This is a genomic window from Oxalobacter formigenes, assembly GCF_002127965.1.
Taxonomy (GTDB): domain Bacteria; phylum Pseudomonadota; class Gammaproteobacteria; order Burkholderiales; family Burkholderiaceae_D; genus Oxalobacter; species Oxalobacter formigenes.
Genome location: NZ_CP018787.1, coordinates 1,850,355 through 1,871,472 on the forward strand (window position 1 = coordinate 1,850,355; position 21,118 = coordinate 1,871,472).

The window sequence follows — 21,118 nt, forward strand, 5'->3', positions numbered from 1 at the left end:
TTTTGGGTACTATATACCAAAAAAGTGCATTCTTGCGAAAATAATATTAACAGCTACAATTATATCGACATTGACGCTAATTTGAAAATACCTGTCCCAAAACACGAGGGCTACCATGCAAAAAGAACAATTCGACATTACCGGCATGACCTGCTCGGCCTGCTCCGCACGGGTCGACAAGGCCGTGGCTGCCGTTGAAGGCGTCAAAAACGTCAGTGTCAACCTGCTGAAAAACACGATGAGTGTTTCCTACGACGAATCGGATAAAGATAACAGGGCCGACATTGAAAGGGCCGTCATAAAAGCCGTCGAAAGCGCCGGTTACGGCGCTATCCCGCGTAACCGCACCAAATCGGCCGACACGGCTGGAGACGACCGTACTGACGCCGCCACCCTTGAGCTGAAAGCCATCCGGACACGCTTGTTCGTCTCGATCCTCTTCACCGTTCCGCTGTTCTACATTTCGATGGGCCATATGGCAGGTCTGCCGCTGCCCGCGATTTTCCTCGGCACGGAAAATACCCTTGCCTTCGCGTTCACCCAGTTTCTCCTGACGATCCCGGTCATTTTCGTCAATTTCCATTTTTACCGGATCGGGTTCAAGACGCTCTTTACCGGTGCGCCGAATATGGATTCCCTGATTGCTATCGGTTCCGGAGCGGCCGCCGTCTCGGGCATTTACGCGATCTATAAAATCGGTTTCGCCCTCGGCCAGGGTGACATGATGATGGCGCACGATTTCGCCATGAACCTGTATTTCGAATCGGCCGCCGTCATCCTGACCCTGATCACGCTCGGCCGTTATTTTGAAGCCCGCGCAAAAGGCAAAACGTCCGAAGCTATTTCGCGCCTGATGGAGCTCGCCCCCAAAACCGCCACGCTTTTGAAAGACGGCGTTGAAGAAACCGTTCCTGCCGACACGGTTGCCGTCGGCGATATCCTCGTCGTCAAGGCAGGGGAAAGCGTGCCGGTGGACGGTGTCATCACGGAAGGGCATGGTGTCATCGACGAATCGGCCCTGACCGGCGAAAGCGTCCCGGTCGAAAAACTCGCCGGCGATACCGTTTCCGGCGCGACGATCAACCAGTCCGGCCATTTCCTGATGCGTGCCACACAGGTCGGCGACGACACGACACTGGCGCAAATCGTCAAACTGGTCGATGAAGCCACGTCTTCCAAAGCGCCGATTGCCCGGCTCGCCGACAAAATCAGCGGCATCTTCGTCCCGGTCGTCATCGGCATTGCCATCGTCGCCGCCGTTGTCTGGCTCCTGTTGGGCTATGGCACCGAATTCGCCCTGTCGATCGCCATCTCGGTACTCGTCATTTCGTGCCCCTGCGCGCTGGGTCTGGCAACACCGACTGCCATCATGGTCGGCACAGGACGCGGCGCCGCTAACGGCATCCTGTTCAAGTCGGCCGAGGCGATCGAAAAACTGCAAGGCATCGATACTGTCGTCCTTGACAAGACCGGCACCGTTACCGAGGGCAAACCGGTCGTGACCGATATTGTCCTTGCGTCAAGCATCGCTGAAAAAGAATTCCTGACTATTGCCGCATCACTGGAAAAACTCTCCGAACACGCGCTAGGCATGGCGATCGTGAGAGAAGCCGAACGGCAAAACCTCATACTTGAAAAAGTCACCGGTTTCACCCAGACGCCCGGTCAGGGCATTTCCGGAAACATCCATGACATCCATTATTCCGCCGGGAACGCCCGGCTGCTGGCCGCGCTGGACATCACGCCCGACAGCCCATGGCAGCAAAGAGCCGAAGAGCTGGCTGAAGACGGCAAGACCGTGCTTTACTTCGTCCGCGAAAAGACCCTCATGGGCCTGATCGCCGTGGCCGATACCATCAAGCCGTTTTCCCGTGCCGCCATCGAAAAACTGCAGGCGATGGGACTCGACGTCATCATGCTTACCGGCGACAACGCGAAAACGGCCGCCGCGATCCAGCGACAGACCGGCATTGCCCAGGTGCTGGCCGAAGTCCTGCCGCAAGACAAGGAACGCGAAATCCGGCAACTTCAGGAAAAAGGCAAAAAAGTCGCCATGGTCGGCGACGGCATTAACGACGCACCTGCCCTTGCCCGTGCGGATGTGGGCATTGCCATCGGGGCGGGGACGGATATCGCCATCGAATCGGCCGACGTCGTCCTGATGAAAAGCGACCTGATGGATGTGGTTACCGCCATCGACCTGTCCAAAGCCGTCATGCGTAACATCCGGCAAAACCTCTTCTGGGCATTCATCTACAACATCATCGGCATCCCGGTTGCGGCTGGCGTGTTTTATGGCGTTGCCGGGCTGACCTTAAACCCGATGATCGCAGCGGCGGCCATGAGTTTCTCCTCCGTTTCCGTCGTTGCCAATGCCCTGCGTTTGCGATTCTTCACGGTCAAAAAACCGGATATGCCGGAAAATGCCTGCGCACTGGCAAACGCTTTGCCTCCTGTTCATACTGAAATCATCATGACCCACCCTGAAAGGAAAAACACCATGAAAAAAACCATCCATATCGAAGGCATGAGCTGCGGCGGCTGCAAGGCTTCCGTTGAAAGAGTCCTCTCGGCTGTCCCCGGCGTTTCCGGTGTCTCGGTCGATCTCGCAGCCAAAACGGCGACCGTCAATACCGACAGCGCCTCCGACGATGCCTTGCGCACTGCCGTAACAGGTGCCGGTTTCGCCGTAAAAGGCATCGATTGAGGTTCAACATGAAACCGTCCGGAAAAGCCCTGATCGTCATTGACGTGCAGAACGATTATTTCCCCGGGGGCAAACTGCCCCTGTGGAATGCGGATGAAACGCTTTCCCATATCGTCAACGCCATTGCCGATGCCGGAAAACGGGGAATTCCCGTCATACTCGTCAAGCACGCCGCCGATCAGGCGAAGGGAGCGGGCTTTTTCATTCCCGGCACCACTGGCGCGGACATTCATCCGGATATCCTGAAAGCCGCGCCTGACGCTCCCGTGATCATCAAGCACCGGGCCGACGCATTCAACGGCACGAACCTCAATGCCGTACTGGACAAATCGGGCATTGAAAAAATCCTCATTTGCGGAATGCAGACGCAAAATTGCGTTGGCCTCACCGCCATCTCGAAAAACGCCCGGCGCTACAAAACGGCGATCCTGCCGGATTGCTGTACTTCCGAAACGAAAACGGTACACGCGATCGCCCTGTCGGGCTTCGGAGACATCGTTCCCGTCGTTAGCCGCGCCCTGGCATTCGGCTGATTTCTGCCGATAGCAGGTTTTCAACACCGGTCATCATAAAATAAATAATTGGCGACGATCTTCTTTCAATGTCTTGCATCTGATCATAAAACAACGAATCTTCAACTGTTTCCGGGTAAATTCGCCAGAAACAGACCTGAATTCTCAACAGTTTCTTTCCGGAATACTAGAATAAAAAAGGATGTTTTCCGATCGACCGCTCTCGCTTATTCAGCTGACGGATGACAATCGATGGTTGTCGGACTTTCTCCATATCTTATTCATTCCGGACAGAAAAAATGAAAAAATCGCTTCTCGCACTGGCCCTTCTCGGCACATTTACCGGCATGACATATGCCCAGTCAAACGTCACTCTTTACGGTGTTGTCGATACCGGCCTGATCAAGGAAACCGGTACCGATGTCCGCATGGGCAGTAACGTTGAAAGCCGTCTCGGTTTTCGTGGTGTGGAAGATCTCGGTTCCGGTCTGAAAGCGAGCTTTGAACTCGAACACCGCTTTAACCTCAATGATGGAACCGGCTCCGATGCATACAACTTCGATGATCTGGCTCATTCAAATAAAACCCCGGACTGGCGTGGAGCCGCCAACGTGGGACTGAAAAGCGACCTCTGGGGAGCCGTCCGGCTTGGTCGCGTCAACGACCTTTCTGTCGAAACCTATCGCCGGATCGATCCGTTCAACCAGTATGGCGTGGGTGCCTCGCTGTCAAAAACGCCCCTGTATTCCGAACAGCTCTCCAATACCATCCGTTACGACAGCCCGGACTGGAAAGGCTTTTCTTTCGGCGCCACCTACTCTCTCGGGGCGGACGATCATGACAATATCGATTACAAGCTGAACGGCAACGACGGTTTTGCCGTCAACCTGAAATACGATAACGGCCCGCTCCTCTTGCTGGCGAACTATGACCGGCTTGCCGATTCGAACAAATCCTGGCTCTGGAATGCGGGTGCGGCCTATCAGTGGCAAAACCTGACTTTCTCCGTGGGTTATCAGGATTCGACCCTGAAACTGCAGGACTTTGACGAAGATGCAGGCGACATCGACCATTACGGCACCAAACAGAAAAACTGGCTTGTCGGACTGCAGTACAAAACCGGTCCGCATACCGTCAGCGCTTCCTATAACTATGGACGGGTCAAAACGGAAGGCAACAGCAACAAGGTCAATAAATATGCCCTTGGATATACTTATTCCCTGTCGAAACGGACATCGCTTTACGCCAATATCGCCTATTCCGACTATGACAATGAATGGCTGTCCAACTATTACCGTAACGACATGGCTGTCATGAACGATAGTGAAAACGAAGCGGCCAATGCCTCCGTGACCGGTATCCAGATCGGTATCACACACCGTTTCTGATACGGTTTTGCCTCCATAAAAAAAGAACGGTATATCAACCGTTCTTTTTTTATGGGATTTTTTCTCCCTCCAGACCATACGCTGGCAACACACTTTTTTTGACTTGTCCGGTTTGACATGACCCGTTAAATCCCTTCCGCGCTCAAAAAAACCATATAAGCCGTACCATGTGAGTTAACGACGATATTCCGCACGAAAAAAGCTTTCATCGTGCATCACACAATCCCAAACTCACTCAGTCATCAGCAACACACCATGCATCGTTTCACTGGACTGTTCCGCCGTTCTTGTCCGGAAAAACCCCTGGCTCCCCTTTTGGACAATCGTCCCGAACCGGCTGCATGCGTGCCCGGGAATAGATGACCATCCCGGATTCACCGTCTCTGCAAGGAGAAGAGCATTTGGCTTTTTTCGATTCAGCTTACGTCACTCGCCCCTGTTCAGCCTGAACAGTTTTGTTCCGAAAGAACCCTCTTGAACCAGCGGAAACATAAAATTCCGCAAAAATTGTCAATTAACATGTCAATGACAGTAAAAAAAGTGTCATTGACACCTCGAAGCTTATAAACAAAAACTGTCAGATATTTTTCCGGTACGTCTTTATCCCCGTGAACGGAACAACCTGCTTCATCATTTCTTCCCGTACACACTCTCTGTGATACGCGACTCGTCCTGCTGCGATGCCTTCCGGCAGATATCCCGCTCCGGCAGGCAAAGCCGTGGCATTCTCAAAAAACCGGAACCATTTGTTTTTAAATGAAAAAAACAGGCAGCAAGAAAAAAGAAAAACAGTCGGGAATGACAAATGAAAAAAAGGAAAACTCTCCTAAAGGAGAGTTTTCCTGTCAAAAAAGAAGAATAGATCTGATGACTCAGTCTGCCCTTTCTGAATGCATAATCCGTGCCAATCCTGAAATTGATCATAAAAATAGAAGAAATATTCAGATTTTCCTTGAGTTGGCACAAAAAATGCAGGGTAAGTCCCTGATCTTTGCTTTTGCATAGAGCGGTACTGACCGGCAAACATTCATTTAATAACGGATGACGCCGTGTCAGGGAATTATCTTTTTGGAAAGTTATGATTTAGGAGAGTAGATTTATGGCTACCCAAGAAAAGTACCCCAATCGGTGGGTACAGCTTGTTCTAGGTATCATTTGTATGGCGACCATCGCCAACTGCCAATATGGATGGACTTTGTTTGTCGCTCCAATTGAAGACAAATTCCATTGGGCCCGTACGGCCATTCAGCTGTCGTTCACCATTTTCCTGTTCTTTGAAACATGGCTCGTGCCACTCGAAGGATGGGGCGTTGACAAATTCGGCCCTCGTCCAGTCATCATCTTCGGTGCCATTTTGAGCACGATCGGCTGGATTCTCTGCTCGAAGGCAGAAAGTCTGGGCATGCTGTATTTCGCACAGGTTTTGACCGGTGCCGGTGCTGGTGCCGTTTACGGTACCTGTTCAGGTAACTCGCTGAAATGGTTCCCGGACAAACGTGGTCTGGCCGCAGGTGCAACAGCCGCAGGTTTCGGTGCCGGTGCAGCCGTTACCGTCATTCCTGTCGCCAACATGATCAACACGGCAGGCTATGAACAGGCGTTTATGGTATTCGGTATCATCCAGGGCGTCATCATTGCATTCTGCGCACTGTTCATGCCACGTGCCAAACTGCCTCCTGGAACAACAGCCATTCCCAGAGTCATTTCTTCCAAGAAGAACTTCACCCAGGTTCAGATGATCAAACAACCGATTTTCTGGCTGATCTACGTCTGCTTCGTCGGTGTCGCATCCGGCGGTATCATGGCAACAGCTTCTTTCGGCCCTGTCTCCCGCGACTATGGTCTCGACAAGATCCCTGTCACCCTGCTCGGTGTCACCATGCCGCTGCTGACCATGGCCATGTCCATCGACAACATCTGTAACGGGGCAACCCGTCCTCTCATGGGTTTCCTGTCCGACCGCTTCGGCCGTGAAAACCTCATGCTGATCGTCTTCGGTGGTGAAGCCGCAGCCCTGATGGGACTCGTGTTCTGGGGCCGTGAACCGTTGGGCTTCATGTTCTTCGCCGCCATGACCTTTGCATGCTGGGGTGAAATCTTCTCGCTGTTCCCATCCATGTGTGCCGATACATTCGGTTCCAAGTTCGCAGCAGGTAATGCCGGTACGTTATACACGGCAAAAGGAACCTCGTCCCTGCTCGTTCCGCTGGCAGCCGGTCTGGCCAAGGGCGGCAACTGGAACCGCACCTTCATCCTGTCGGCCTGTATTGCGGCAGCCTGTTCCATCCTGTCTTTCTTCGTCCTGAAACCATGGCGCCGGAAATTCATCGAAGCCAACAACAGGGAAGTTGAAGCACAGGAAGCAGCCGCAGCTGGTTCTTCGAAGTAAATTTTGCCCGGGGTGGAAAAGCCTGACGGCTTTTCCGTCCTGCCCGGCATTCACATAAAGCGGTAATACCGAGTATTACCGCTTTTTTCTGTCTGGCCCACACCGTTTTCTCTCTCGTCTCCCCGAAAGTCCTCCTCCACGTCAGGCAAATATGATAAGCTTGCCACCTTGTGCAAAAAAACGGTTTTATACTTCCCCCGGGGAAAAGCCAGACTTGACCCGGTCGAACGCACCGGGTCAAGGAGTGCGACGCATAACGCCCCACCCTGATATATCCTTGTTGGTCACTGCAAACATTTAAGACATGACGGCAATCCATTGCAATCATGACGGTCTTTACAATGTGGAAGACAGTCATGACAATGATTTTTTTCATTTTCTGGTCCAACTGACAGATGCTGTCATAGCGGCCGGAAATATCCCTTATCTGGCCGAGGAAACGGCCAACCGTCTGCACGCCTTTTTCGGACTGGACTACATCAGTCTCGAAATAGTTGATCAGGCTTCCTTCAGTCTGGATGCCCATTCATTCACGTTCGATGCGAACAACCGGCCGTCTTACGACACCATGAGCAAGTCCCTGCATGCCACCCTGCTGGGCAGCGCCTTGCGCAAACATGAGAAAATCCTGTTCAACCGTGACGCCATTGTCAGTAACGCTGAAAAATACCCTTTCATCGCCACGCTTGCCCGGCAGGGACTTCAGGTCATGCTCTACCTGCCGCTGATATCGGCAGGAAAACTGATGGGGACACTTGCCATCGGCACGTTCAAACCCTGTCATTTCACTCCCGAAATCATGGGGCTCTTAAACCGTGTCAGTGCCAGACTGGCTCTCGGGCTGGATGTGCTCATTACACATGAAAAATCAGCGGAAGAAATACCTGTCTCCCCCAATGAAAGCCTTATTAGCGGGCAGGATAACAACCATCCCCATTCCGTCATCGGTCACAGCGTCGCCATCCAGTCCATCCTGCAACAAATCGACATTGTCGCATCCAGCAACGCCACCATCCTGCTGCAGGGTGAAACCGGTACCGGCAAGGGATTGATCGCACAAACGATACACAATCTTTCCAATCGCAAAAACCGTGACATGGTCAAAATGAACTGTACGGCGATCCCTTCCGAACTGATGGAAAGCGAGCTGTTCGGACATGAAAAAGGCGCGTTTACCGGCGCGTTGAACCGCCGGATCGGCCATTTCGAACAGGCAGACAAAAGCACGCTATTTATGGATGAAATCGGCGATATGCCGCTGGACTTGCAACCGAAACTGTTGAGCGTTTTGCAAGAGCACCAGATCAGGCGTCTGGGCGGTTCCGTTTCCATCCCCATCGATGTCCGCTACATCGCCGCCACGAACTGCGACCTTGTAGGAAAAATCGAAGACAAGACGTTCAGAAGCGACCTGTTTTACCGCCTGAATGTTTTTCCGATTACAGTCCCTCCCCTTCGCGAACGGCCGGAAGACATTCCACTTTTGTCCCGGTTTTTCATCCGGAAATTCGCGAAAGAAATGAACCGGCACATTACTGGCATCCCGTCCGACACGCTGGCGCTGATGACCCGCTTGCCATGGCCGGGCAACATACGCGAACTTGAAAACGTGATGGAACGGGCCGTCATCTTAACGAGCGGCAAAACGCTCAACCTGACACCTGAATCGCTTTTGAATTACACCTCCCAGAACAGCCCTCTCTCGGTCCAGTCCCCCGGCAGGCTGGATATTCCTGTTTCGCCCATACCGCAAACGGACAAAGACACGATTATCCGGGCACTCGAGGAAACAGAAGGAAAAATCGGGGGCAAAACAGGTGCCTCCGCCAGACTGGGACTCAAACGGACGACCCTTCTCGCCAGAATCAAACGCTTGGGGATCAACGTCGACGACTTCCGCAAAAAACAGGACTGATCATCTGTCATACAGGGATGCGAACTGTTCCAATACAAGCGTAACAAGCCGGATTCCTTTTTCCTGACGCTTCTCCCTTCCGGGAAACTCGCCATTCTTCAGAAAAGCCGTCATTTTTTCTTCCGTTTTCCGGGAGCATCGACTTCTTCCCTGCGCTTTCCTTTATACTGGCAAAGATTGCCTTGCAGAAAACAAGTAAATACGAGGAGACTGTATGAGCCGCACCATCTGCGTCACTGACGATACTCCACTGGAAAAAGACTTCGATTCCCGCACCGCACTGGCCGAAGCGTCGCGGTGCCTCCTCTGCCATGATGCCCCTTGCAGCGAAGCCTGTCCCGCCGGAACCGATCCCGCCCGGTTCATCCGTTCACTGCGCTTCAAAAACATCTGGGGCGCGGCCGAAACGATCCGCGAGAACAATCCCCTTGGCGGAAGCTGCGCACTTGTCTGTCCCGTCAATGAACTGTGCGAAAGCGCATGCGTGCGTGCCGGACTTGACCAGCCGGTCCGGATAGCGAAACTCCAGCGTTTCGTCACGGAGCAGGAACGCAAAATGGGCATGCAAATCCTGAAAACCGGTCCATTCAACGGCAAGACAGTCGCCTGTATCGGAGCAGGCCCCGCCTCACTGGCCTGCGCCAGCGTTCTGGCACAACAAGGCTACCATGTCACGATTTTCGAGCAGTCGTCCCAATCCGGCGGCATGCTTTCCCTTGGCATCCCGCGCTTTCGGTTGCCACAGGAAATCATCGATTTCGATCTCGCCCAGATTGAAAAACTGGGTGTTGAATTCCGGTACAACACGACCGTTTCCGCAAGCGACCTCGACGGGCTGACAAAACAGTTCGATGCCGTTTTCATCGGTGCCGGACTCTGGAAACCCAAAACGCTTGACCTTCCCGGCAAAAGCCTTGACGGCGTCATCCATGCACTCGATTACCTGCAAAACGCCCGACGGTATGAACCCTCCGAGAAAGGAAACCGGATCGTCGTCATTGGCGACGGCGACGTCGCGATGGATTGCGCCACGACAGCACAGGCACTGGGAGCCGATTCCGTCAAACTGGTTTTCTGCCGCCCTATCGCCGAAGCCTCGGCCAACATTGCCGAAACCCTGCTTGCCGTCAGTATGGGCATTCCTGTCGTGACTGAATTCTTCCCACAGAAAATCAATGGCAAAAACGGCCGTGTCACCGACATCAGTTTCACCGGAGCCGACAATGAGTCCGTCATGAACCTCTTGACCGACAAGCTCATCCTTGCCGTCGGTCAGGAAAGAAGCGAGGAACTCGCGAGCGTATCCAGACAAAAAGGCCTCTTTTCCGGAGGCGACTGGGCCAATGGCGGCAAGACAGTCGTGGCAGCCATTGCCGAAGGCAAGAAAGCGGCCGCATCCATCATCGACTATCTGGATCTGAGAGCGTAATTCAACAGGAGAAAAACATGGCACTGAAAAAAGACCTCTCCATCGACTTTCTGGGCGTCCATTGCGAAAACCCGTTTTTCCTGTCGTCTTCCCCGGTCGATTCCGATTATGAAATGGTCGCCAAAGCCTTCGAGTCCGGCTGGGGCGGCGTGGCGTACAAAACCGTCGGTATCTTCCTGCCGGACGAATGTTCTCCCCGCTTCGACATCACCGGCCATCCCGGCGGTGCATGGGCTGGCTTCAAGAACATGGAAATGATTTCGGACAAGCCGCTGGAAGTGAACCTGAAAAACATGGCGCGCTTAAAACGCGAATACCCGCACAAGGTCATGATCGCGTCCATCATGGGCAGCAACGACGATGAATGGCGGACCCTTGCGCAAAAAGTGACCGACATCGGTGCCGACATCATCGAATGCAATTTTTCCTGCCCGCAAATGACCTCCTCGACAATGGGTTCCGACGTCGGCCAGAGCCCCGAACTCGTCGCGCAATATACCGAAGCCGTCTGCCGGGCGACACGCCTGCCCGTACTCGCCAAAATGACACCCAACATCGGTCACATGGAAATCCCGGCCATTGCCGCCATCCATGCCGGTGCAAAAGGCATCGCGGCAATCAACACCGTCAAGGCCATCACGAACCTTGACCTTGAATGCCTCTCTCCCATGCCGGTCGTCAACGGCAAGTCCTCGATCTCCGGTTATTCCGGTCCTGCCATCAAGCCGATTGCCCTGCGCTTCATCGCCCAGATGAAACAGCATCCCCAACTGAAAGACATACCCGTCTCCGGGATTGGCGGCATCGTCACATGGCAGGATGTACTCGAATTTTTGCTCGTTGGTTCAAGCACGATTCAGGTCACAACCGCCGTGATGGAATACGGCTACCGGATCGTCGAGGACATGGCGAGCGGCCTCTCACACTTCATGGAAGAAAAAGGCATTGAAAAACTCTCCGACCTTGTCGGGAAAGCCTTGCCGAACATCGTTGCTGCGGATGACCTCGACCGCGACTTCATGGTCATTCCCGGCATCGACCAGACGAAATGCATCGGTTGCGGCCGCTGTTATGTCTCGTGCTTCGACGGCGGGCATCAGGCCATCGACTGGGACGAATACACGCGCACCCCGACGATCAACAACCGCTGCGTCGGTTGCCATCTCTGCCTGAACGTCTGCCCGGTGGAAAACTGCATCCTTCCCGCAAAAACCGGATTCAAGCCCGGCCGGAAACCCCATCCTGTCACGGTCAAACGGCACTACAGTTAATCCGGGTAAAACAATCCTGCCTGACGATGGGGAAATCGTCAGGCTTGCCCTTCATCTCCGAAAAAAAAGGGACGCATTGGCATCCCTTTCTGTTTTTTTTGCCAACCCTTCTTCCGTGACGGTTCTCAGAAACTGTGCCGGACACCTATATTAAGCGCCCCGCCCTCTCTCGACCCGTTTTCGCCCTGTGACCCGAAACCTCGCTGGTAACGGATGTCCCCGAACACCGACGTCGATTTCGATACCCATCCCTGGATTCCCAATCCGATTTCTCCCCATGTCCTTCCGTATCGCTCGCTCACTCTCGTGTAGCTACCGTCTCCATTTCCTATTTTCACGCCGTCCGGGTTCAGAAAGTCGTAATACATGTTCAGCAGCGCATAGAGTTGACCTTTCTCTTTTTCCTTCTCCACCAGCGGCCTCGACATCCTCAACCCCAGCCTTCCCCTCAGACTGTCCGCTCCGTATCCGTCCACTTCCGATACGGCATCCGTGAAGCTTTTGTATTTCGTGTACTGGTAGCTCAACTGGCCCTGTCCTTCCAGTAACCAGTTGCTGTCATTTTTCCACAGCGGGTATCCTCCTTCTGCCGACAATCCCACTCTCCATCCTGTCTGTTTTACGGCATCTCCTGTTTTGTCCCAGTTCTTTGTCGCGTATTTGTTTTTCACCCACGCCAATTGGCCCACTACGTCTACGTATGCTCCGTTTTGCCAGGTCTTTGTCAGGTAGCCGCCCAGGGCCCAGTTGTCCGATTTCAGGTTCCCGGTATCACGGTTCAGCTCTGCCTGCGGTCTCATCCGGTCTTCCAGATCCGCATCTCCCCTTGCGTAATCAAACGAGATGGCTGCCCTTACATTGCCTCCATCTCCTGTCTGTCTTGCCATTATCTCCTGGCCTATCTGGAGTCCGTATATGTCCGCGTCGTATCCAAACCGGGTCTTGCCGTCTTCGTCCAGACGACTGTAGTAGGTTCTTGCCCAGCTCTGTTTCTCCAGCGGCAAGGTCCTGTGTTCTCCCACTCTCTGGTGCAGGCTTGCCAATTGGAGCTGCCCCATTTCGGTGTTGATTCTCTGCCCCGATATGTAATTCGATACTCCAGGACGGTAGATGTCGGCTCTCACGCATGAATTGTCCAGCCGACAATCGAAACGGCTCACCAGATACCAGTTCTCATCCGACGCTGCCGCTCCTCCTTTTTGCAGGGCATATTCATATGCTCCCGCCTGCACACTCGATCCCAGCGCAAAGGTCCCTGCTGAAGTCCCTCCTACTTCAACAACCTGAATACCCTGACTGGTCTGTCCTCCTGTTCCATTGACATTCGTCACGAGCAACCGGGTCATCCCATTCGCATTTCCTCCAACGTGCAGCTTGTCTGTGGCCGAACTGTCTCCGCCCAAAACCGTATTCAGGTTGACCACCCCGCCATTTCCTGTGTAGTCTCCTGCTACAGTGAGGCGGTTTCCGGCTGTGCCGGCAGCGCCAACGTTGACGGTTCCGGCATTGCCAAGGCTCGCCACGGTCTGGGCCAGTCCGTTTGCGTCAAGGGTTCCTCCGCTTCCCACGGTGACGGCCGAGGCGCTGCTGAATGCGTTTGCCACGCCTGCACGCAGGGTTCCTCCCGATACGGTGGTCGCTCCACTGTAGGTATTCGCTTCACTCAATACGGTCGTCCCCGACAGCTGGTTGACGACACCATTCCCGCTTATTTTCGTCGCAAAGGCGTAATCGGTGTCCGTATGGTTGAAGACCAACGCCCCCCGGTTTCCCAATGACACTGTCGGCGTATCCAGTACGCCAGCCGCTACGGCGGTTTCTCCTTGTGCTGCACCGATATTGATGGTAGCGATTCCGTTACCTGACCCTGCCTGTACCCCGGAAGCTTCTACTGTTCCTCCATTGCTGACGGTCAGTGTCGCAGTTCCGGCATTGCCAACAGTCAGATTGCCTGTATTCGTCCAGTTCGAACCGGCTCCATCCACTGTCACCGTACCGGTGCTGCCCGAAATCAGGCCTATAAAACCGGTGACATTGGAAACCACACCGCCATTGCGGATCGACAGTTCTCCGTTACCGGAATAGCCGACAATCATAGTACTGTTATGCGTCAGGCCCGAACCGGCTACATCCACCGTCACCTTGCCCGTGCTGCCAGCGGCATTCCCTATAGTAGTGGCGTACTGTACATTGCTGGAGTAAGAAACATTGCCGCCATTACTGATCACCAGTTCTCCATCTCCGCTATTGCCAACAATCAGACTGCCGCCATACGTCCAGCTCGAGCCTGCCCCGTCGACTGTTACCTTGCCGGTGCTGCCCGAATTATTGCCTATCAAACCATCGGTATTGGAAACCTTGCCGCCATTTTCGATGATCAGGGTACCCGTTCCAAAATCGCCGACAGTCAAATTGCCGGCATTCGTCCAGGTCGAACCGATTCCATCTACTGTCACCTTGCCGGTACCGCCCGCATTCTGTCCTATATAGCCATTGCTATTGGAAACCTTGCCGCCATTGCTGATGGACAAGGTGCCGGCTCCGGCCAGTCCAATAGTGATGCTACCGATACTCGTCCAGTTTGAACCGGTCCCGTCCACCGTCACTGTGCCGGTGCTTCCCGAATTGATGCCTACATATATCGGGCCAACGGGACTGGAAACCATGCCCCCATTACGGATAATCAGTTCGCCCGTTCCATAGTTGCCCACATACAGAATGCCGTTGCTCGTCCAGCTCGAACCGGTTCCATCCACTGTCACCTTGCCGGTACCGAAAACACCTATGACACCACCGCCACTACTGTAACCTGTCCGCCATTGCTGATGCTCAGTTCACCGGCACCATTGTTGCCGACATAAAGATAATTGGCATTCGTCAAGTTTGAACCGGCGCCATCCACCGTCACCGTGCCGGTGCTGCCTGAATTGTTGCCTATATACATCTGGCCACCGGAACTGGACACCTTGCCGCCATTCCCGATGGTCAGTTCACCCGTACCGGAGTTGCCGACAACAAGGCCGTTGTTAACATTCCAGGGACTTGGATACGTACCCGGCACCGTCACCGTCGCACCACCATCGATGACGGTCTGTGCCTTCGCCTGAGGCATGCCTATCACCACACTACCCAGCCATACCCCAGATATCAGGGCATTCCGTAATGCAGTCCCGCTTCCACCCGTTCCCCGGCACTTCACCAGTTCCGAGGCGGCCTGCCATACCCCAAGGCTCCTGTTAAATACCGTCCTGTAAACCCTGTTCATCATCTTTTTCTTCCAGTTTTATTTAATTCCACCCTTCGATCAGTCTTTCGTAAATGACCTGATCGACATCGCACCATTTCCTTCACCGTTTTTTACAAAGAACAAGCAGCTCATGTGATGCATCTCCTGTCGCAGAAACGCCGTACCTCGGAAAACCGCTTGCCAAACGGAATCCATCTAAAAATGATGAACGGTCCATGTAAAAAAACACCGGAAAACAAAGGACATGTTTTCCATCTTTTCTTTACAATATTTCTTTAAATGAACATTTACACATATTCAATTTATAATTCCACAAATATATAATATTGCCTTGCAAAACAACAATATATTTAAATGTTAAACACTCATTTATTTCATTTTTCGCAAGAAAAAATGAATTGAAGGCAAACTGGGCATGCAGCTTTTTTACGGTGTGCGTCGTGATACTTCATCCGCCATCCTGTCCGGGAATAATGTGAAAGACAGATTACTCAGGTCAGGCACTATCCGGATTCCCTGACATCGTCTGGTTCATCCACGAGGTGAACGTTTTGTGCAAGCCCGGATAAATCGCAAGTGAAAGAGAGCCTGCGCCCTGTTTTTTTCGCTCCGCCTGAGAGTAACAATTTGTACTTTAAGCCCGAGGCCTTTCGCTTCCGGCTCCAATAGTGGTATGGGAAAATGCAGCTCGTTCAGGGAAAAAACCCTACGAACCGTTCCATTTGCGTTCCCTGAAAACACGCTGTTGGCAAGGCTGACGACCGTAATGCACGTGTTGCCACGTCATGCTGCCTCTTGTATTGCCACATCATTACACCGATGTTCCTGTCGTTTGCCGATGGCATTTTTCCTGCAAAAACCGGATTCAGGCCAGATCTTGACGCTCATCTGGTTACCGTCAAACGGTATTGCGGTTAAAATGGATAACATAAGACCGGCACAATAAAAACAGGACGATCCATCATGGGAAAAACGACGATATTCGACTTCATGAAAGCCTATAAGGCGGCACTGAAGAAAAAAGACGGAAAGAAAAAATATTACTGGGGCTTCATGGGCGACATTTTAGGCGAGCTCATCCTGCCGACCGATGAGGAAATCATCGAATTTGCCAACCGGGATTTATCCAGTACCGTCGCCCTGCGCTTTTTCCTGCAACCGTGGATCATGCCCGACTTTTTCCTGTTCACGGAAGAAAGCAAGGAACGCATTCGCGACACGCTTGCCTGGTACCTGCATCAGCCGGAAAAGGAACTCGACAGCATCGTCAACGCGTTCCAGATACCGATCCGGGTAGAATCGTCCAGACAACTCTATACCGTTATCTGGCAGGAATTCTTCCTCTCCGACTTCCCCGACCCGATCGACCCGAACGAATACGAGGAAGACACCAGCCCCGAATTCATCAATTCGCTCTACAAAATGGCCGAACGTCCCGACTGGTCCGATACCTCGTACTATTCCAATCCTGAACGCATCGGCACCGTCAAGAAAGACCTGATCGAGTGGTACACCCCGGACAGGTCGCTGGAAGAAATCCAGCGATGGGCATTGACAGGCATCCGTCCGAACAATATCCCCGGCCTCATATCGGACGCGACCAAATGGCTCGACTGGTACGACATGAACCGGGGTAACGAACGGGCACTGAAACAGTTCGGAGAATTGCAGGAAAACGGCCTGTACGTCGACCGGCTGACGCTGACCTTCGATAAAGACATCGGCATCGGCTTTTTTGCAGGAACGACCAAACCGGTCAAGACAAGACGGGCACGTTTTCTGTTCGACAAACTCGGCAACCTGCTCGCCAACTATCCGATTCTGAAATAAAGAGACAACCGTCCGGCTGTCTCTTCTGATACAGCAGGATAACATCCTGAAAAGCCATGTTCGGCCTGATAAAAGACTGGTACGACAAGCTGATCCTCTGGATTGACTGGCCACCCCCGAAACCCCGGCCCGGCATCCGATATGTCCATTGGGAATTTCTGGGCGACATTCTCGACGATCTGACCATGCTTACAGATCAGGAAACCGGGCACTTTTCAGAAAGGGAGTTTTCAGATCCTGAGGCTATCCGCGAGCTGATCCGGAGCTGGATACTCCCCGATTTTTATCGTTATACCCCCGCCAGTCAGGAAAAAATCAGAAATACCCTCGCCTTCTATCTGGCAACCCGTTCTGACAAGCTCGAATGGATTTTCCCCTCCTTTGCCATCCCCCTTAACGTCCCGACCGCCCACCTTTTTTACAGTCTTGTATGGGAAGCACTATACAAAGAAGCTCCCCCCGTTGATATCGATAAGGAAAAATATGAAGAATGCGAGCGGCTTTCCTTCATCAACTCGCTGGAAAAAACGATGGAATCCGGTTCCACTGAAGAAGAGTATCCTTTTCCGGAACGCAAGGGACTCATCCTGCCAGAACGTTTGAATCGCCACCACTCCGGCCTGTCGCTTCCATCCCTGCAGCAATGGGTCACAACCGGTATCCTGCCCGATAACACGAAAGCCCTGCCCGCTGATGCCGCCCGCTGGACAGACTCTGCCGATCCCGACTACATACGCCAAACCGCATACGCCCGTTACCAGAGAAACAGGGAAAATGGCGCTCACCTCTCGCGCCTGACCCTTCATTTCAACCAGACAGTCGGGGAAGGCTACCTGAAAGAAAACCCCGACACCTTAATCAAAACCCGAAAAGCTCGCTTCCTGTTCGACAAACTCGGCTTTCTGACCGATTGCTATCCCTTACTTCGATAAAGTGGTTTTCAGGCAATTTTTTCCATAAGCTTTTGAATCGTTCGCACCCGGACACCGATCGTTCTCCTGATTTTTTTCAACACCGGATGATAAAGATTTTGGTCGTTCAATTCTTCCAGAAGCCTGTCCGCTTCGATTTCTATACCATTCGCCATTCGTAATAAATCATCAGACAATATCCTTTTTGCCACCCGGGTGTCCGGTACCATTTTTTGCCAGTCTTCCAATCGTATGGTATCTGGCAGAGAGCGCTCACCAATTTTCATGGCCATATTCTTTGCAAGAGAATATACATCTGTACATACGACATCGTAAACCGGAGCCAGAACGGGCGTCTTGCCCTGATATAGCAGGGAATAATTTTTGGCATGAGCATCCGCGTTTCCCACCAGATAATGAAAAATCACCCTTTGCTGAAAAGCACGACGATCGGCAGCCGGCCTCTGCGTTACATTCTGGATCAACGCCTGTGAACTGGCTATTCCCGGCCCACCTTCCGATTCATATTTAATTTCCGGCGGCACACCCAGAGCCTGACAGAAATCTTCCTGATGCAAGCGTAAAATCCTGCCATTCTCTTCGCGCACACGGTCATAACGTTCAACAAGAATGAATCCGGTATTTCCTGCCATGCCTTTGGAAACGACAGGCGCATCCAATCCCACGCGCCCCGCCAGCATCATACAGAAAACCTCGTTTTCAACCGTTCCGCTCAATCCTTCGATAAAAGGTTTGAGAATATGTGTGGTCGGAAGTCCGTTTTTGGGCAAAAAAATTTGCCCGTCAATGAAACAAACGGCCAGTTTATCCTGTGCCCCGGCAAGAGATAAGCGAATTCCTTCCACACCTCCAAGCAATGGTTTTTGCCGTAACAGGTCCAGCAGTTCAGCAAGACGTTTCCCGTCGAGTACCTCGACAGTTCCGGTAGAAAAATCGGGCAACGGTTGTCCTTGCGGTAACAGGGAAAGTGCACCTGCACATTCACCACCGATTATCTCCAGCAAACCGAAAACATTTTCATCAGAAACACCCAACACAGCCGCAAGACGACGTCGCGCACGTTCGTCCGGCAACAAACCGGCAAAGTACGGACGAGCGATCCTGTCCGGGTAAGGCTCATCACGTAAAGGCATCGATACTGAAATTGCCATCCCGTTTGAATCCAGATAATTACTGTTATATTTGAAAACAAGTTGGCCATTCTCATTTTGCGCCAGCGTACCCGCCATCTTTTCATGAAGGTAAACATCAAGAATGCGACTCATTTTTCGTCTCCTCTTCCGGAAACATCCACAGACAACCCAAGGGTTTGCATGACAGAAAACGCAAGACCGATTCGACAACTGTCCTTTCCTTTTTCCAGCTCACGTAAAAACCGGACACCCACACCGGCAAGCGCAGCCAGTTGCTCCTGTGTCAACTTCTGACGCTTCCGTTCGATACGAACAAGATTGCCAAGTGCAATATGATTTTGAACTGAAGTCATTTTCGTCCCTTTCGGGATGATATTATCATAAAAATAAATAAATTATCCAAAAAAGTACCGATCGGGTTTATTTATTCACTAAAGAGTTATTCTCCACAAAAATAATCCCGTTCGGGATTATTCAAAAATGGCTTAACGGATGCGCTCAATGAAAAGAACCCCAAAAATAGCGCCTTGATGTCACTCCTTCATTTTTCCGCCGAAACAGAAGGCAAACCCGAACCCTCTTCCGGTTTCGCCTGCATCTCGATTTCTTTCGTCAGGAAGTAATTCAGGAAAGTCCGGATCAGCGCGATTCCGAACAGTTTGATGAGCCCCTCGATATCGGGATCGACCGTCGTGTTCAGGATATCGGCCGCGAGCTGGAATTCCAGCGCCATGGCAAGCCAGCGTCCGAAAGTGAGCTTGACTTCGGTATTGATGACAAACTCCTGACGTGACCGGATGCCGACGTAAACCGTTTTGACAAAACCGATGAGCACGCAAATGACCGAGGCAGTTTCAAGCACAAACTGCAAAATGCCCACTACATAAACCAGACCTTCTTTCAAAAACACGATATCCATTTCACCCTCTTCCACCAGCCGTTTTTATCCCGAAACCGCAGATTCCGATAAATTCACCCGATCCCACTTTTACCTGAACAAGCTTGCGCCTGCTTTAATCCGGAACAGACATTCGGTTCAAAACTCATCTTTAATCCATCTCAAGCGGCCAGACCGATCAGCCTCTTATCATTCAGGAACCAATCCTTTTCCGGACACTCCAAGAGAAATCCGGATATTCACCTGCAAGCGAGCCAATACCATGCGACTGGACAAACCCAATATGAGACTGGTCATTTTCGGAGGCGGCGGAATGATCGGCCGTCCCATTATCGAAGAGGCATTGAGGCGCAATCACGAAGTGATTGCCGTCGATCCTTTTCCCGACCGGATTCCCATCAAAAACCCGAACCTGACGATCATCCAGACGGACGTCTATTCCGTCGATCGTGTCAGTGAACTGGTCAGAAAAGCCGACGCCGTCATCGTCTCTCACAATCCTGCTTTCGAGCAACCGGACCTTTTCGATTCCGTCCTCAAGCTTTACCCGTTCATACTGGAAGGCGTCAAGGAAGCGGGCGTCCCGAGAATCCTCTTCGTCGGCGAAGCAGGGACCTTGTACGTCGAGCCGGGCATCATGCTCATGGATACCGGCGCCATATCGGGTGACGAAGCCTCCGGCATCCGCATGCTGGGCGGTTTTTATCTGGATGTTTTGAAACACGAACACGATATCGACTGGGTTTATTTTTCACCGGCGGCAGACATCGTCCCCGCCCCCCTGACAGGGTCTTACCGGCTCGGCGAAAACGACCTGATCGTCAATCCGGACGGCTTCAGCCTGATTTCCAGCGGGGATTATGCCAGCGCCCTCATGGATGAAATCGATGCGCCGGTTCACCATAACGAACGTTTCACCATCGGATATTGAAAGGCACCCTCATGAAAAAAGCATTCCATTTTCTGGAAAAACAGGAAGACATGGCATTCGCCACCTGCGACAAGCACCACAACCCGAAAGTCCGCGTCCTCGAATTGATGAAAACGGAAGGACATACCCTGTACTTCGCCGTTTCCCCCCTGTCGGAAACCTATGCCCAGTTGCAGGACAACAACCGCGCCGAGGCGCTCGCATGGAAAGGCGGCATATCCGTCCGTCTGGAAGGAAAAGTCCATTTCGACGTTCCCGACGAAACCTGCCGCGACATTTATAACGAGAGCAAGTTGCTCCAGCGCCTCTATACCAGTTACAAGGAACTGGCCTACCTGCGCTTTGTCGCCGGACGGATGGTGTACTACGACCTGTCCGAGACCCTTCCCATCGAAAACACTTATGATTTCGACAAGGAAGACCTGCCGGTTGCGCCCGATCCAAGCGTACTGGAAAACCGGAAATAAACTAAAAAAGCGTTAAAAGCGGAATGAATTGTTCATTCCGCTTTTAGAGATGCTCTTTGAAAATGACAT

General features: G+C 52.4%; 17 protein-coding genes. 12 read left to right on the forward strand and 5 right to left on the reverse strand.

Annotated features, from left to right (window positions below; genetic code table 11):
• Positions 1-115 precede the first annotated feature (115 nt).
• From BRW83_RS08940 to preA, 8 genes are all read left to right on the forward strand, one after another.
• Positions 116-2,707 carry a heavy metal translocating P-type ATPase gene (locus BRW83_RS08940; RefSeq protein ID WP_005879964.1) on the forward strand — a complete coding sequence of 864 codons (2,592 nt, stop codon included), beginning with the start codon at positions 116-118 and terminating at the stop codon, positions 2,705-2,707.
• Positions 2,708-2,715: 8 nt separating this feature from the next.
• Entirely contained in the window at positions 2,716-3,240 is a 525-nt protein-coding gene (locus BRW83_RS08945) for a cysteine hydrolase family protein (RefSeq protein ID WP_005879963.1), read from the forward strand.
• A gap of 278 nt (positions 3,241-3,518) precedes the next feature.
• Complete coding sequence (locus tag BRW83_RS08950; RefSeq protein ID WP_036602672.1) at positions 3,519-4,607, forward strand: porin; 1,089 nt, start codon at positions 3,519-3,521, stop codon at positions 4,605-4,607.
• 756 nt (positions 4,608-5,363) lie between these two features.
• Positions 5,364-5,612: a hypothetical protein gene (locus tag BRW83_RS08960; RefSeq protein WP_005879959.1), complete on the forward strand. Its 249-nt coding sequence runs from the start codon at positions 5,364-5,366 to the stop codon at positions 5,610-5,612.
• Positions 5,613-5,706: 94 nt separating this feature from the next.
• Positions 5,707-6,996, forward strand: coding sequence for an oxalate/formate MFS antiporter (gene oxlT, locus BRW83_RS08965; protein ID WP_005879957.1), 1,290 nt, complete (start codon positions 5,707-5,709; stop codon positions 6,994-6,996).
• A gap of 304 nt (positions 6,997-7,300) precedes the next feature.
• On the forward strand, positions 7,301-8,911 hold the full coding sequence (locus BRW83_RS08970) for a sigma 54-interacting transcriptional regulator (protein WP_005879955.1): 1,611 nt from the start codon (positions 7,301-7,303) through the stop codon (positions 8,909-8,911).
• Between the two features lie 214 nt (positions 8,912-9,125).
• Entirely contained in the window at positions 9,126-10,340 is a 1,215-nt protein-coding gene (locus tag BRW83_RS08975) for an FAD-dependent oxidoreductase (protein WP_005879953.1), read from the forward strand.
• 17 nt (positions 10,341-10,357) lie between these two features.
• On the forward strand, positions 10,358-11,611 hold the full coding sequence (preA, locus tag BRW83_RS08980; protein ID WP_036602669.1) for an NAD-dependent dihydropyrimidine dehydrogenase subunit PreA: 1,254 nt from the start codon (positions 10,358-10,360) through the stop codon (positions 11,609-11,611).
• Between the two features lie 125 nt (positions 11,612-11,736).
• Here preA and BRW83_RS08985 read toward each other — a convergent pair whose 3' ends face one another.
• Positions 11,737-14,373: an autotransporter family protein gene (locus BRW83_RS08985; protein WP_005879948.1), complete on the reverse strand. Its 2,637-nt coding sequence runs from the start codon at positions 14,371-14,373 to the stop codon at positions 11,737-11,739.
• Positions 14,374-14,393: 20 nt separating this feature from the next.
• Positions 14,394-14,879, reverse strand: coding sequence for an ESPR-type extended signal peptide-containing protein (locus BRW83_RS08990; protein ID WP_036602666.1), 486 nt, complete (start codon positions 14,877-14,879; stop codon positions 14,394-14,396).
• Positions 14,880-15,821: 942 nt separating this feature from the next.
• Between BRW83_RS08990 and BRW83_RS08995 the strand changes: the two genes are divergently transcribed.
• Both BRW83_RS08995 and BRW83_RS09000 read left to right on the forward strand, forming a co-directional pair.
• Positions 15,822-16,688, forward strand: coding sequence for a hypothetical protein (locus BRW83_RS08995; protein WP_005879944.1), 867 nt, complete (start codon positions 15,822-15,824; stop codon positions 16,686-16,688).
• A 56-nt stretch (positions 16,689-16,744) separates the two neighbouring features.
• A complete protein-coding gene (locus tag BRW83_RS09000; RefSeq protein WP_005879942.1) occupies positions 16,745-17,620 on the forward strand; it encodes a hypothetical protein in 876 nt (291 codons plus the stop codon).
• Between the two features lie 8 nt (positions 17,621-17,628).
• Here the strand turns inward: BRW83_RS09000 and BRW83_RS09005 are convergent, their stop codons facing one another.
• The 3 genes from BRW83_RS09005 to BRW83_RS09015 all read right to left on the reverse strand — a co-directional run bounded on the left by BRW83_RS09005 (position 17,629) and on the right by BRW83_RS09015 (position 19,672).
• Entirely contained in the window at positions 17,629-18,885 is a 1,257-nt protein-coding gene (locus BRW83_RS09005) for a type II toxin-antitoxin system HipA family toxin (RefSeq protein WP_005879940.1), read from the reverse strand.
• Entirely contained in the window at positions 18,882-19,106 is a 225-nt protein-coding gene (locus BRW83_RS09010; RefSeq protein WP_005879938.1) for a helix-turn-helix domain-containing protein, read from the reverse strand. The genes BRW83_RS09005 and BRW83_RS09010 overlap by 4 nt, the downstream gene beginning before the upstream one ends.
• A 188-nt stretch (positions 19,107-19,294) precedes the next feature.
• Positions 19,295-19,672, reverse strand: a complete 378-nt coding sequence (locus BRW83_RS09015; protein ID WP_036602664.1) for a DUF1622 domain-containing protein — start codon at positions 19,670-19,672, stop codon at positions 19,295-19,297.
• Positions 19,673-19,913: 241 nt separating this feature from the next.
• Between BRW83_RS09015 and BRW83_RS09020 the strand changes: the two genes are divergently transcribed.
• Together BRW83_RS09020 and BRW83_RS09025 are read left to right on the forward strand one after the other, a co-directional pair.
• Positions 19,914-20,582 (forward strand): NAD(P)-dependent oxidoreductase, encoded by a 669-nt coding sequence (locus BRW83_RS09020; RefSeq protein ID WP_231284462.1) that lies wholly within the window; start codon positions 19,914-19,916, stop codon positions 20,580-20,582.
• An 11-nt stretch (positions 20,583-20,593) separates the two neighbouring features.
• A complete protein-coding gene (locus BRW83_RS09025) occupies positions 20,594-21,049 on the forward strand; it encodes a pyridoxamine 5'-phosphate oxidase family protein (protein ID WP_036602661.1) in 456 nt (151 codons plus the stop codon).
• Positions 21,050-21,118 lie beyond the last annotated feature (69 nt).

What these genes read in the sequence shown, in the direction of transcription:
- BRW83_RS08940 (WP_005879964.1), top strand. Translation starts at nt 116, where the DNA reads ATGCAAAAAGAACAATTCGACATTACCGGCATGACCTGCTCGGCCTGC.
- BRW83_RS08945 (WP_005879963.1), top strand. Translation starts at nt 2,716, where the DNA reads ATGAAACCGTCCGGAAAAGCCCTGATCGTCATTGACGTGCAGAACGAT.
- BRW83_RS08950 (WP_036602672.1), top strand. Translation starts at nt 3,519, where the DNA reads ATGAAAAAATCGCTTCTCGCACTGGCCCTTCTCGGCACATTTACCGGC.
- BRW83_RS08960 (WP_005879959.1), top strand. Translation starts at nt 5,364, where the DNA reads ATGAAAAAAACAGGCAGCAAGAAAAAAGAAAAACAGTCGGGAATGACA.
- oxlT (WP_005879957.1), top strand. Translation starts at nt 5,707, where the DNA reads ATGGCTACCCAAGAAAAGTACCCCAATCGGTGGGTACAGCTTGTTCTA.
- BRW83_RS08970 (WP_005879955.1), top strand. Translation starts at nt 7,301, where the DNA reads ATGACGGCAATCCATTGCAATCATGACGGTCTTTACAATGTGGAAGAC.
- BRW83_RS08975 (WP_005879953.1), top strand. Translation starts at nt 9,126, where the DNA reads ATGAGCCGCACCATCTGCGTCACTGACGATACTCCACTGGAAAAAGAC.
- preA (WP_036602669.1), top strand. Translation starts at nt 10,358, where the DNA reads ATGGCACTGAAAAAAGACCTCTCCATCGACTTTCTGGGCGTCCATTGC.
- BRW83_RS08990 (WP_036602666.1), bottom strand. Translation starts at nt 14,879, where the DNA reads ATGATGAACAGGGTTTACAGGACGGTATTTAACAGGAGCCTTGGGGTA.
- BRW83_RS08995 (WP_005879944.1), top strand. Translation starts at nt 15,822, where the DNA reads ATGGGAAAAACGACGATATTCGACTTCATGAAAGCCTATAAGGCGGCA.
- BRW83_RS09000 (WP_005879942.1), top strand. Translation starts at nt 16,745, where the DNA reads ATGTTCGGCCTGATAAAAGACTGGTACGACAAGCTGATCCTCTGGATT.
- BRW83_RS09005 (WP_005879940.1), bottom strand. Translation starts at nt 18,885, where the DNA reads ATGAGTCGCATTCTTGATGTTTACCTTCATGAAAAGATGGCGGGTACG.
- BRW83_RS09010 (WP_005879938.1), bottom strand. Translation starts at nt 19,106, where the DNA reads ATGACTTCAGTTCAAAATCATATTGCACTTGGCAATCTTGTTCGTATC.
- BRW83_RS09015 (WP_036602664.1), bottom strand. Translation starts at nt 19,672, where the DNA reads ATGGATATCGTGTTTTTGAAAGAAGGTCTGGTTTATGTAGTGGGCATT.
- BRW83_RS09020 (WP_231284462.1), top strand. Translation starts at nt 19,914, where the DNA reads ATGCGACTGGACAAACCCAATATGAGACTGGTCATTTTCGGAGGCGGC.
- BRW83_RS09025 (WP_036602661.1), top strand. Translation starts at nt 20,594, where the DNA reads ATGAAAAAAGCATTCCATTTTCTGGAAAAACAGGAAGACATGGCATTC.